At 48.0% G+C, this 12,985-nt stretch carries 13 protein-coding genes; 7 read left to right on the top strand and 6 right to left on the bottom strand.

The features are described from left to right. Positions 1 to 25 precede the first annotated feature (25 nt). The 6 genes from IRJ16_RS05130 (at position 26) to IRJ16_RS05105 (ending at position 5,910) form a co-directional block, all read left to right on the top strand. Positions 26 to 1,336, top strand: a complete 1,311-nt coding sequence (locus tag IRJ16_RS05130; protein WP_194110458.1) for a D-alanyl-D-alanine carboxypeptidase/D-alanyl-D-alanine-endopeptidase — start codon at positions 26 to 28, stop codon at positions 1,334 to 1,336. 44 nt (positions 1,337 to 1,380) lie between these two features. Next, positions 1,381 to 1,935, top strand: coding sequence for a pyridoxamine 5'-phosphate oxidase family protein (locus IRJ16_RS05125; RefSeq protein WP_194110457.1), 555 nt, complete (start codon positions 1,381 to 1,383; stop codon positions 1,933 to 1,935). 63 nt (positions 1,936 to 1,998) lie between these two features. Then, the gene (locus IRJ16_RS05120; RefSeq protein WP_194110456.1) at positions 1,999 to 2,340 is read left to right on the top strand and encodes a TfoX/Sxy family protein; all 342 of its coding nucleotides are present in this window, start codon (positions 1,999 to 2,001) and stop codon (positions 2,338 to 2,340) included. Positions 2,341 to 2,561: 221 nt separating this feature from the next. Continuing rightward, positions 2,562 to 3,386, top strand: coding sequence for a hypothetical protein (locus IRJ16_RS05115; protein WP_194110455.1), 825 nt, complete (start codon positions 2,562 to 2,564; stop codon positions 3,384 to 3,386). Between the two features lie 214 nt (positions 3,387 to 3,600). Further along, the gene (locus IRJ16_RS05110; RefSeq protein ID WP_228079868.1) at positions 3,601 to 5,397 is read left to right on the top strand and encodes a M61 family metallopeptidase; all 1,797 of its coding nucleotides are present in this window, start codon (positions 3,601 to 3,603) and stop codon (positions 5,395 to 5,397) included. 357 nt (positions 5,398 to 5,754) lie between these two features. Next, on the top strand, positions 5,755 to 5,910 hold the full coding sequence (locus tag IRJ16_RS05105) for a lmo0937 family membrane protein (protein ID WP_194110454.1): 156 nt from the start codon (positions 5,755 to 5,757) through the stop codon (positions 5,908 to 5,910). Positions 5,911 to 5,990: 80 nt separating this feature from the next. On the opposite strand, the gene IRJ16_RS05100 is transcribed toward IRJ16_RS05105, so the two are convergent. From IRJ16_RS05100 to IRJ16_RS05080, 5 genes are all read right to left on the bottom strand, one after another. Continuing rightward, a complete protein-coding gene (locus IRJ16_RS05100) occupies positions 5,991 to 8,144 on the bottom strand; it encodes a YfbK domain-containing protein (RefSeq protein ID WP_194110453.1) in 2,154 nt (717 codons plus the stop codon). 79 nt (positions 8,145 to 8,223) lie between these two features. Continuing rightward, positions 8,224 to 8,565: a hypothetical protein gene (locus IRJ16_RS05095; protein WP_194110452.1), complete on the bottom strand. Its 342-nt coding sequence runs from the start codon at positions 8,563 to 8,565 to the stop codon at positions 8,224 to 8,226. 471 nt (positions 8,566 to 9,036) lie between these two features. After that, complete coding sequence (locus tag IRJ16_RS05090) at positions 9,037 to 9,813, bottom strand: enoyl-CoA hydratase/isomerase family protein (protein ID WP_194110451.1); 777 nt, start codon at positions 9,811 to 9,813, stop codon at positions 9,037 to 9,039. 24 nt (positions 9,814 to 9,837) lie between these two features. Beyond that, entirely contained in the window at positions 9,838 to 10,260 is a 423-nt protein-coding gene (locus tag IRJ16_RS05085; RefSeq protein ID WP_194110450.1) for a cobalamin B12-binding domain-containing protein, read from the bottom strand. A gap of 93 nt (positions 10,261 to 10,353) precedes the next feature. Continuing rightward, complete coding sequence (locus IRJ16_RS05080) at positions 10,354 to 11,268, bottom strand: energy transducer TonB (RefSeq protein WP_194110449.1); 915 nt, start codon at positions 11,266 to 11,268, stop codon at positions 10,354 to 10,356. A 156-nt stretch (positions 11,269 to 11,424) separates the two neighbouring features. Between IRJ16_RS05080 and IRJ16_RS05075 the strand changes: the two genes are divergently transcribed. Further along, the gene (locus IRJ16_RS05075) at positions 11,425 to 12,330 is read left to right on the top strand and encodes a hypothetical protein (protein ID WP_194110448.1); all 906 of its coding nucleotides are present in this window, start codon (positions 11,425 to 11,427) and stop codon (positions 12,328 to 12,330) included. A 309-nt stretch (positions 12,331 to 12,639) separates the two neighbouring features. On the opposite strand, the gene IRJ16_RS05070 is transcribed toward IRJ16_RS05075, so the two are convergent. Continuing rightward, entirely contained in the window at positions 12,640 to 12,981 is a 342-nt protein-coding gene (locus tag IRJ16_RS05070) for a translation initiation factor (RefSeq protein WP_194110447.1), read from the bottom strand. Positions 12,982 to 12,985 lie beyond the last annotated feature (4 nt).

The following is a 12,985-nucleotide window of genomic DNA, read 5'->3' as shown; positions in this document are numbered from 1 at the left end:
AAAGGTTTACAAGGCCATACCCGATATGCGATTGTCACTTATCATTTTATCTTTAACGGTAGCGGTCACCATCAGCGCGCCGGCCGAAGCCCAATCAAAACGGAAGATCAAAAAGCTGTTTAAAAAGTCGGAGGTAGTGAACGATCATTTTACAGGCTTTACCCTGTATGATCTGGATGAGCAAAAGACCATTTACGGGCTGAACGACGATAAATATTACAACCCTGCATCGAACACTAAACTGTTCACCTTTTATGCGAGCCTGATGATGCTGGGAGATTCTATCCCCGGTATCCGTTATCAAACCCGCGGCGATTCGTTGATATTTTGGGCGACGGGCGATCCGACCTTCTTGCATACCAGTTTGAAAGGGACCAACGCCCTCAACTTTTTAAAGAGCAGCAATAAAAATATCTACTTTTCATCGGGCTGGTACCAGAACCATTTTTGGGGAGCAGGCTGGCCATGGAGCGATTATAACGATTACTACCAGGCCGATATTACCGAACTGCCCGTGATGGATAACGTGGCTATGGTTTATGCTGATGGTGGATCGTTAAAGATCCGCCCGGCTTATTTGAGCGCTTATTTAAAACAGGATAGCGCTTTCCACCCGGCCAGATTTAGCGTTCAACGTAATTTTGACGATAACACTTTCCGCTATCCGGCCATGCCGATAACAACCAACTTTAAGCAAGAGATACCCTGGAAAACCTCCCCGGCGCTTACCCGCGATATGTTGCAGGATACCCTGAAAAAGAACGTAGGCGAAATACACATCCAGCTGCCGGCCAATGCAGGTACCATAAACAACGCTAACCGCGACTCGACCCTGCGCCGTATGCTGCAACCGAGCGATAATTTTATAGCCGAGCAATTATTGCTGGTTTGCTCATCCGTTAAGTTCGGGATACTGAATAAAGATTCGACCATCAACTACATCAATCGCACTTATTTGACCGATCTGCCCGATAAACCCGAGTGGGTGGATGGCTCAGGGCTATCACGTTACAACTTATTTACGCCGAGGAGTATTGTTCAGCTGTTGATCAAGATCCGCGATAAAGTGGGTGACGATGATCTGCTGCATAGCATGATGCCGATAGGCGGGGTGGCCGGGACAATTAAGTCGGCTTACAAAACGGACAACGGGGTACCCTTTGTTTGGGCCAAAACAGGGTCCTTAAGTAATAACCATAACCAAAGCGGATATATTACCACCCGCAAAGGCAAGCACCTGGCCTTTAGTTTTATGAATAATAATTACACCCGGCCAACGGCTGAGATACGGAACGAGATGGTAAGGGTCATGACCTATATCCACGAGAATTTTTAACGTCGGCCCCGAAACCGTATTTTTGATCATAAGCACATCAAACCATGGGAAAATTTTTTGACGAGATGACCCCGGCGCATGCCGCCTTTATACAAAAACAGAAAATGTATTTTGTAGCCACCGCCCCGCTACAGGCCGATGGCCACGTAAACCTGTCGCCCAAAGGGATGGATAGTTTCCGCGTATTGTCGCCAACCAAAGTGGTTTACATGGATATTGTTGGTAGCGGTAACGAAACATCGGCACATATTCTGGAGAATGGCCGCATCACCCTGATGTTTTGCGCTTATGATGGCCCGCCGAATATTTTGCGTTTGTACGGGACGGGTCGCACCGTTTTACCGGGTGATGCAGAGTGGGAAGAATTTGCAGAGATGTTTGATGTGCCGCTGGCTATCCGTCAGTTCATCGTATCAGATGTGCATAAAGTACAAACATCCTGTGGGTTCAGTGTCCCTTACTATGAATATGTGGGGGAGCGGGACCATGGTGAAAAATGGGCACAAAACAAGGGGGCCGAAGGCTTGGAGGTTTACAAGCGCGAGAAGAATTTAGTAAGTCTGGATGGATTGCCTACGGCTTTGGCAGAAGCACAATAGAAATATTCTTCATTCAAAAACACTCACTCATCCGCTCATCCACTCCCTCACTCATTCAAAACGATGCCCTACGATGAAACTATGGTGAACCGTGTGCGCGAGATCATTGCCGATCGCACCGATAAAGTAGAAGAGCGTGCCATGTTTGGCGGGTTGGCGTTTTTGGTAGATGATAAACTTTGCGTAGCCGTGAAGACGGATAAGATCTTCGCACGTTTAGCACCGGAGGTTTATGAAGCGGTAGTAGATAAAGAAGGCATCTCCCTGATGAAACGCGGCAACACCGCCATGAAGGGTTATGTTTACATAGACTTTGATATGCTGCAAAACCAAACGCAATTGGAGCGTTGGGTAGGTTCAGCGCTGGATTTTAACCCGCTGGCCGAGCGGTCCGCGAGGAGGTGATAGTAGGGATTACCCCTTATTAAAGCCATTGCCAATTGCACTGCCATTGCTTTCCCCTAAATTTAGGGGAATACCATGGACCCTGCTTTAGCACAGACTGCTAATAAGGGGGTAAAATAGAGCGTTGGGTAAGTTTAGCGCTGGATTTTAACCCGCTGGCCGAGCGATCGGCGAGGAAATGACAACGACCTACATTTCAGATCTTATACTATAATTGAATTATGAAACCTAAACTGATATTTAAATTTTGCGCTGCAATGTTATGCGCATCCGCCTGTTTCTCAGCTTCGGCGCAAAAGCTCCCGAACAAACAAGAAAAAAGTGTGTGGGCTCCCACCAACGTCAAGATCGATGGCAAAGCCAACGAGTGGAGCGCAGGTTACCAAGCCAAGAACATGGCTATCGGCGCAAGTTATGTCATCGCTAATGACGATGAGAACCTCTATCTTTCTATTCATGTCACCGACCGTGCGGGGATATTCTATAAAGCCATGTCGGGTGGGATAACATTTATTGTTAAGACCAGTGCGGAAAAAGTGAGCACCCGTTACCCCGTTTTTTCTTATAAAGAACTGCCGTCATTTGATGCACCGCAAAGGGGCCAGATATTCTCTGCCGATACAGAGGACCCCATCGTTGTAAAGAACAATACTTTATTTGCATCTAAAGCTAAAGAGATAGGGGTAAGGGGCATTAAAGGTGTAGATACGATCATATCCATATTTAACGATCAGGGCATTAAAGCGGCCGGACGTTTTGATGATCAGTTAGGTTACCGTTACGAATTGTGTATCCCTTTAAAATATCTGGGCCTATCACAAAATGATGCCGGTTTTAAATATCAGATCTTACTTAACGGTGGCCCCGACAAGTACACCGTAAGCGCGGCCAGCCAGCTACGGATATCCGGCATTAAAGGCCCTGACGGCACCCCGGCACCGCAAGCGGAAGTTGACGCGGCCAACGCCGTGATGGCAGGACTTGCGCAAGCGCGCTACGCCACTACTGATGTTGCTGGCGAATATACGATGGCTAAGAGGCCTTGATCCATGTACAAATACCCCTTATTAAAGCTCTTGCCAATTGCACTGCCATTGCTTTCCCTAAATTTAGGGGAACACACAGACCCTGCTTTAGCACGGACGTTGATAAGGGGTAAAATGTGGTGCATCCCAAACACCTCTCTCCTAAAACGAAACCTTTTTACCTTAGGCAATATCCGCATATTAACAAACACAGCTATTTTACTAACTTGCGGTTATGAAAACTATTATTGGACTATTGACCACTTGTTTAACTGTTTTAACTATGATGGACCCCGCCCAGGCTGCAGGCAATTTAAAGATCGATTATACTTTATCATTTCCCCAGGCACAGACCCACTACGTAGAGGTGGAGATGAATATCAGCGGCATTACCCAACCTACCATCGACCTGAAATTACCCGTTTGGACGCCCGGATCGTACATGGTACGCGAGTATGCTAAACACCTCGAGTCGTTCTCCGCCGAGAACGCAGGTAAATCCCTTATATTTAAAAAGACCGACAAAAGCACCTGGCGCGTTAGCCTTGCGGGCGCTAAAAGCTTGAAGGTGAAATACTCACTTTACTGCTTCGAGATGTCGGTAAGGAACAATTATGTGACCTCTGCCCAGGGTTTTATTGTAGGTGCGAGCACTTTCCTATATCCGGCTGGTGCTATCGCTAACGCTTCTACCGTTCATATAAAACCATACAAAGGTTGGGACAAAGTATCAACCAGTTTAGATAAAGTTGGCGACGACCAATTCACCGTCGTGGCACCTAATTACGATATCCTGTACGATTCGCCGATCGAGGTGGGTAACCAGGATGTGTTCGGCTTCAAGTCGGGCAATACCGAATACGAGATAGCCATGTGCCTTGGCGGTAACTACGATAGAGAGCGCATGAAAAAGGACCTGAAGATATTGGTAGAGAAAGAGACCGCGATCTTTGGAGAGAACCCTAACAAACGTTACGTTTTCCTGGTGCATAACTACAGCAAAAGCGGCGGCGGTATCGAGCACCTGTCGTCGACCGTGTTGCAGGTAGTACGTAACCAGTACGGCAGCGAAGGTGGTTACCAACGCTTTTTAGCGCTTGCCGCTCACGAACACTTCCACCTGTGGAATGTGAAACGCTTACGCCCGATCGCTTTAGGTCCGTTCAATTACGATGTAGAGAATTATACCACCAACCTTTGGATAGCCGAAGGTTTTACCGCTTACTACGATAATTTAGTGGTACACCGTATGGGCTTATATTCGGACGATAACTATCTGAAGATGATCACCAGCGACATGAACCTGATCGACAATACACCGGGCAGCCGCGTGCAGCCACTGGCCGAGGCCAGCTTTGATGCCTGGATAAAATACTACCGCCCGACAGAGAACAGCGTTAACGCGGGTATCTCTTACTACAGCAAAGGGTCTATAGTGGCCATGATGTTCGATCTGGAGATCATTAAGGGCAGTAAAGGCAAGTACAGCCTGGACGATGCTATGAAACACCTGTATAACGAATACTACAAAGTGAAGAAACGAGGCTACACCGATGCCGAGTTTAAAGCAGGTGTAGAAAAATTCGCCGGGACGAAAGTGGACGATATCTATAACAAATATATCACCGGGCTGGATGCCATGGACTACAACAAATACCTGGCTTACGCCGGCCTGAAAGCGGTTGATAGTTTAGCCGAAACCAACGTGCCAACCTTAGGTATCACCATGTCGCCGCCGGGTACAAAACCCATGATCGCGACCGTATTACGCGGCAGCGCCGCCTGGAATGATGGCTTGAATGTGAACGACGAGATCACCGCTGTGGACGGTCAGCCGTTCACTACGCTGAGGGCAATTACTACTAACCGCAAAGTAGGTGACAAGGTAACCCTTAGTGTATTGCGCGACGGTCTTCCTTACAGCATCCCTGTTACCCTTTTAAGGAATAACCAAGTGAGGTATGATATAGTTAGTGTACCGAATCCAACTGCCGAACAAGTGGCGGTTAAAACCAAGTGGTTAAAGCAATAGTAAAAATTTAACACCCTTGGTTAAAAAACTTAATGACTACAAAATCGGTCGATAAGCACCCGTTAAATTTTTTATAATCTATACGAGTTAATTAAAAAGTTATTAGCTTGGACCTATCAACGGTCGGCGATCCTTCGCCGGCTTATTGTGATAAGGTTTAGGTTGAAAGTCCCCGGCGGCGAGCGCTTAGGGGACTTTTGTTTTTTCCGACCTTTTTTGCACACAACTTCCGTCTATATCGATCGGCTTAATACACACCTTTTGGTTCCCTCAAAATAATTAACACTAAAATTTTTTGTTCGGCACGGCTATTGTAATATCTCAGTAGATAAATTATTAACTAAAACACAATCTACCATGAGATCATTATTGTACATCGTAGCCGTTATACTCATCATAGGATGGGCATTGGGCGTATTCGCGTATTCAGCCGGAGGTTTAATACACGTATTATTAGTAATAGCCGTAATAGCACTTGTGCTGGGATTGATCAGAAGGTCCGCCGCCATATAACTCTAAAGCATATTTTAGCAAAAACCCGGTCAATAGCCGGGTTTTTGCATTTAATAATACTGCGTGACTTGGGATGGCGGTCATTTGCCCGCTAACTCCGTCCGGCTCATCGCAGCAGCGGTTTCAGCCAGGCGGATGAACTCTGCACGGTAACCGTCCTCGTCATTTCCCTTTGCACTTTTAGCCAGACTGATAGCATGCTCAAAAGTAGCATCACCTTTAAATTCAGACCCACGAAGCAACATCCCTATCTCGGCAACCGCCGCGGCAAAGCGATGATCTGCCGATAACTGATCAGGGCTGACCGTTTTATCGTACACAATGGTCTCGCTTAGTTTACTTGCATTGCCTTGCGGCTCTTTGTAGCGAAATTTAATGGTCAGCATTTCGTTTGAGTTGGTGTTTTGCATGCGTGCAGGTTTCTGATATTTCAAAGGGTCAACGCTCATCGGGTCCTTCGCGCCGACAGGTACTATCTCGTACAACGCCGTCACCGTATGGCCCGACCCCATATCGCCGGCATCTTTTTTATCGTTGTTAAAATCCTCTTTGGCCAGCATCCGGTTCTCGTACCCGATCAGTCGGTAGGCCTGTACTTTAGCGGGATTAAATTCTATCTGTAGTTTCACATCCTTAGCAACGGTGAATATCGTTCCGCCAAATTCGCTTACCAGGGCTTTGTGCGCCTCGGTCATGTTATCGATGTAGGCATAATTTCCATTGCCTTTGTCGGCCAAGGTCTCCATTTTACTGTCCTTGTAGTTACCCATCCCAAAACCTAAGACAGATAGGTCGACGCCGCTTTCCCGCTCTTTGGTGATCAGGGCTTCCATACTTTCGTCGCTGCTTTCGCCAACGTTAAAGTCGCCGTCGGTTGCCAGGATCACGCGGTTATTGCCGCCTTTGATCAAATTTTGTCGGGCTATTTTATAAGCCAGCTTAATGCCCGCACCACCGGCAGTAGATCCGCCTCCCTCTAACCGATCAATGGCATCAAAGATCACCTGTTTTTGATCGGCATGGGTGGCGGGCAATACCTGCCCTGCGGCCCCGGCATACACCACTATCGATACCTTATCCTTGCTGCGTAATTGCTGCACCAGCATCTTCATCGACTCCTTTACCAGCGGTAGCTTATTCTCCGCGTTCATCGATCCCGAAACATCGATCAAAAACACCAGGTTGCTGGCCGGCAATTTATCGGTAGGGACGGTGCGGGCTTTCAGACCCACGCGCAACAATCTGTGCTCCGGCGCCCATGGAGCGGCAGAAAGCTCGGTGGCAATAGCCACCGGCCGGCTGCCCTTAGGTTCAGGTAATTGATATTTAAAATAATTGATCATCTCCTCTATGCGCACCGCGTCTTTCAGCGGTAGCTGTCCATTGTTGATGAAACGGCGGATATTACTGTACGATGCATTATCCACATCGACAGAAAAAGTAGACAGCGGAGCATCGTAAGGGTTTTGATAACGGTTCTCGATCAGTTTGGCGTACGATTCTGTGTTACCCTCGGGCGTTTGTACCGAAATGTTCAACACTTTGGCCGGGTCGCCCACCTTTACGCCCGTTAGGTTAGCCTGTTGGCCATAGTCGTCGATCACCTGTATCCTTTCTATGACCTCGGCAGGGAGGTTTTTTAAAGCCTGCGCCGGATCGCCGCCGATAAATCGTTTACCATTGACCCTGATGTTGGTTATAGCCTGCCCGTTATGAGTGATCGCCCCGTTGGGCGCAACTGCCACGCCGGCCATCTTTTTAAGCAGATCGTCAATAGGTTGGTTGTTGCGCACCTTATATTCTGATGAGCGGTATTCTACCACATCAAGTTTGTATGGGGTATTTGGTTGGTTGATGACAACCTCATGCAAAACAAGAGATTCCGATCGCATCACCAACGGATCTAAGGTAATGGTTTTTCTATCGGCTTTGAAACTGAACTTTTTTAGTTGCGACCGATAACCCAGGGTGCTTACAAAAATGGAGAAACTTGGTTGGCTGACCGCGCTAAAAGTGAACTTGCCATTTACGTCAGTATTTTTGGTCAGCGTATCCTGCGCCGACATTAACTTAACGATCGCGCCCGGCAAGGCAGCGCCGGTTGTATCTACAACAGATCCGCTGACCGTTATGGTACCGACCGCCTGTTGCGTTTTAGTGTTGATCTTAGTTTGTTGTGCCGACACTTGGCCCCAGGCCAGCGTTGCAAAAAGTAGGAAGATGAGCTTTTTCATAAGACAAAGGGGTTCTGTGGCGATGCATATCGCCGGGTGAAATATTGGTTAATAAGAAGATCTGGTGAAGCGCGGAATGCTATGGACCGTTGCCCGTTCGGGGTTTCTGTCGGCCGCTGGTTTTTTTAGGTGTCGAACTATTTGTTGATGTTAGTCCGGGCGGCGGCAATTTGCTGCCGGGTGTTCCGGCTTGGAAAACGTCCCTGCAGTCCATCCGGATGCGGATCGCGTTGTTGCTTGTATCTTGGGGCAACGATGGCAGTTTACTGATCAGGTCCTCGATCCTCGCGGCTTTTGGCGGACGGGTAAGATGCGGTGTATCGATGTTCGTGATCTTATCGGTACCCGTTTTCCCACCCTGCCGGGCCATCAGTTGAGGCGCTATCGATAACGCAAGAAGTATCAAGATCAGTTTTTTCATTTCGCTTAGGTTATTATCGGCAACGGTTATCGCCGGGGTTGAAATTAAACCACGCCTGTAAGTGCAAAATAAAAGTAGCAGCTTAACCTATACGTAAAATGAAATTGAGATGAACACCTTAGAAAAGAAGATGACAGGCGGGGTTTTTGTCGACATTGCTCGCCCTTGCACCCACTACAAACTTGTTATGAAATTAATTTTTTAAGGTGAGATGACAAGCCTAAGTCTCCTCTCTGGAGAGGGGACGCATTCAATTAACAGAAAGCACAAACTTACATAGGGGTGTGTTATCGCAGACCTTGCAGGCTGAACACACCCCTGACCCCTCTCAAAAGGGGAAGCGCGACTTTAAAGCATTTTAAGACTTATCATGGGCAAGAACGGGGACTTCGCCACAAAACTTATTGGGACCTGCTTAATGTTGGGGTCCTCCCTTCGTCAGGATGAAAGAATTATTTAAAGCGCAACCTTCTACTTTCCCGTAAACACCGGCTTCCGCTTATTCAAAAAGGCATCAACGCCCTCTTTCATATCGGCTGTGCCGAAGCAATTGCCAAATAGGGCGATCTCTTGCTGATAACCATCGGCAGAGCCGGCCGCGTTAATGGCCGTAATGGCCGCGGTAACGGCAAAGGGGGAGCGTGACAAGATCTTGTTCAGTATCTCTTCGGCTTTGGCAATAAGCGCGGATTGTTCGGTCACGTGGTTGACCAGGCCGTGTTGCAGGGCTTGGTCGGCGGTGAGCATGTCTGATGTCAGGATCATTTCCATCGCTTTGCCTTTGCCAACCAATTGCGGCAGGCGCTGGGTGCCGCCGTAGCCGGGGATCAACCCTAAGGTTAGTTCGGGTAGACCCATTTTGGCGTTATCACTCGCTATGCGGATGTGGCAGGCCATGGCCAATTCCAAACCACCGCCTAAAGCAAAACCGTTAACGGCGGCAATGATCGGCTTTGGACCGTTGGCTATCAGATCAAAAACTTTGGTCTGGCCTTCTTGCGCGAGGGCAGTACCACCCGCCGCGTCCAGAGCGGGGAAGCCTGAGATATCGGCCCCGGCTACAAACGCTTTGGTCCCTGCCCCGGTGATGATCAGGCCGCCTACGCTGTCATCGGCAAACGCTTGCGTCAAGGCGGTGTGTAATTCGTCCAGCGTTTCTTTATTCAGCGCGTTAAGTTTGGTCTCGCGGTTAATGGTGATGTATTGGATGCGGTCTTTGGTATCGACCAGGATGTTTTGATAGCTCATAGATAGCAAATAAAGATGTCAACCCTAAAAATTACGGTGCTGATGCACCCAATCGGTAATGTACTTTACAATATCGGCTGTGGTAGTGCCTGGAGGGAAGAGTTCGCCAACGCCCATGCCTTTCAACTCGGCCATATCTTTAGCGGGGATAATACCGCCGCCGGTCACCAATACATCATCCATTTCCCTCTCCTTCATCAGGGCAAGCACCTTGGGGAACACCGTCATATGCGCACCCGATAATATGGATATACCAATGGCATCCACATCCTCTTGCAGGGCGGTGTTCACCACCATTTCGGGCGTTTGGCGCAGGCCGGTATAGATCACCTCCATGCCCGCGTCGCGCAGTGATGTAGCAATAATGCGTGCGCCACGGTCGTGCCCGTCCAGCCCTACCTTAGCTACTAATACCCTGATGGGGCGGTTAAAAGGTTTAATGTCCATATTGGTGTATATACAAACATCAACAAAAATATCGGTGCAAGCAACGGAAGGGCTTGTTTCTAATAAGGTCTCTACCGCATTAATGCCGGTAAACTATTTAGCTATATCCGCCGGGAAAGGCAACCTGAAACGTTTCTCAACATCCTGCCTGGCCGGGTTGGTAAATTTGGCTTCTTTGATCACGCGTAAGGCTTCTTCGTCGCAGCCATAACCTAAAGACTTTACTACTTGCGGGTTCTGTACTTCGCCATTCTTATCTATGGTCAATTCAACGGTCACGTAGCCACTGATATTCTTTTCTTTAGCGGCGGCCGGATAGGTCAGTTTTTGATGGAGCGATCGCATGGTGCCAATAAGCTCGGCATCGGCGGCGGGGTTATGTTCGGGCACGTAGTAGATCTCGGCGGGGTTTTGATGATTTGCCATTGGTACTTTATAGCTGATATTCCACGGCTTTAAATAATCTTCCAGTGGGGACAGCCCAACTTTTTTACGGCGGATATCTACATGCTGCTCGTCTGCGATAGGGTAAAGCTTTACTCCCTTTGATGTTTCGTGCATTTGCGAGCCGTAAAGTTGAGGTTGGCCTTTGTCAGTAAGTGTGCGATCAACCATAATGGCAACTGATGAAGCCCTTAACTCGCCCTGCTCGGCAGCCTTAATGATCATTGGTAGATATTTTTCTCGCGCCGGGGCATCGGCATGCTGGATGACCATAAATGCCACCGACTGGTATTCGTTGCCAACTAACGATTTACCCGGATAGCCGTGTTTAGCGATAATGGCTTCTATCTTGGTTAAATTAGCCTCATCTAAAGCGGATTGTTTGCGCATATTGTCCGCATCCTGTTCCTTTGTTTGTGCTCCATGTTGTGCTTCTTTACTGCGGAATTGTTGGTCTGCCTGATCTATTGCCATTAATTGGGAGATCAGTTTAGTATCGAGTTTTTGTGCCGACACAGTTAGCGTCAGCAGGTTAAATAATAGGGCGAGGCTTGTTTTTTTCATGTCAGCCAAATATCTGATATTTTGGGCAATACACAATATAGCGTCCGTGGTTGCCGTTCATTGATGACCAAGAGTTAATAATTTTGACCCGTATGTTGCCGGGACAAAAAATAGAAACTACTTTTAACCGAAACTATTTTTACTTGACCAAGCTTAATGCGCACATTTATCACATCAGCAAAAGTGGCCTTTGCCGCTACTTTATTTACCACAGTTGTTAACGCCCAAAAATTACCATCTAAACAAGAGGTTAGCCTGCGTACACCAGCCGCTGTTAAGATAGACGGCAAAGCCACTGAGTGGGATAATAAACTGCAGGCCTACAATAACGCCACCGAGTTTTCTTACACCTTGGCCAATAATGATACCGACCTTTACCTGACCGTTCGTTGCGCGCTACCATCAGTTATCCGCAGGATAATGAATGGTGGTATCAGCCTGAATATCCACAAGTCGGGTAAAAAGAATGATCCGGCGGCTATCGGTGTTAACTACCCGGTGTTTGATGCGGGTATGAGATTTAGCCCAATGTTTAAACCAATGAATGTGGTTGCCGGTGCCAATGGCGCGGTGATGGTGACGTCGGTAGTGCGGGTAGCCGGTGGCGCATCCGGATCCTCTTTCTCAACCGCCGGTTTCGGCGGTGGCGGCGAACGCCCGCTTACCGAACCTATAACCGACTCGCTGATGGGCGTTAACAATACCCGTTTTGCCGACCGCGCCAAAAACATCGGTATTAAAGGTATTGCCGGCATGGACAGCACAATATCGGTTTACAACGACGAAGGGTTTAAAGCAGCCGGCAAATTTGATAACCTGATGGTTTACACCTACGAGTTACAGGTGCCCTTGAAAAGCCTGGGGTTATCCGCCGCTGACGCGACCAAGTTTTTATACCAGTTGAAAATAAATGAAGTGCAACAAAGGGGTGTTACTATTGTAAATGGCGGTAACGGTGTACCGGGAACGGTAGAAGCTATCCGAAGCGTTACGTTCACTTCGGGCGCCACCATGGGGCAAGATGCTACCGATTTTTGGGGGGAGTATAAGTTGGCGAAGTAAACCGTTGGCCGGTTTTTATGTGAGTGATCTCTTTTTCGCTGACTATGGTGATGCATTTAGCATGCTATAAAGCACACTCAGCGAAATCAAAAAGATCATCAAGATCAGCGGTTCAGACAAACTACCGATCGTTCACGGCAAAAATTCTCGATTTTGAGTCTATTTCGTTGTATATCAGTTAGTTGATTCTGGAGTTCAAGGTGGTCTTGTTCACGGCATTGAAAAACAGCACTGATGGTCAGTTAGTTACAAGTCTCGGGTGCCTCGTGTTCACGGTGAACATGAACGCTCTGTATGAGCAATCCGTTTTTACCCGCCCGCCTTTTTAGCTTTATAACCATCGGCAGTAAGCATAGCCAGTATCTTTTCGCGGTGGTCGCCCTGGATCAGTATCTCAAAGTCCTTTACTGATCCACCTACACCGCATTTGCTTTTTAGCTTTTTGCCGAGGGCTTCCATGTCGGCATCGCTGCCTACAAAGCCGGCTATGGCAGTCACCAATTTACCACCGCCCTTACGATCTAAAAAGATACGCAGGTTCTGCTGCTGTGGCGGTAGGGTTGATGACGACTTTGGTTTATCTGCTTCGGGCTTGAAGTTTGGGTCGGTAGAATAGACCAGACCCTCAAAGCTGTTGAGTTTTTTTGACATAAAC

The organism is Mucilaginibacter myungsuensis, assembly GCF_015222005.1.
GTDB classification, from domain to species: domain Bacteria; phylum Bacteroidota; class Bacteroidia; order Sphingobacteriales; family Sphingobacteriaceae; genus Mucilaginibacter; species Mucilaginibacter myungsuensis.
The sequence above is the reverse complement of the archived record's forward strand: the minus strand, read 5'-3'. Positions and strand labels throughout refer to the sequence as shown.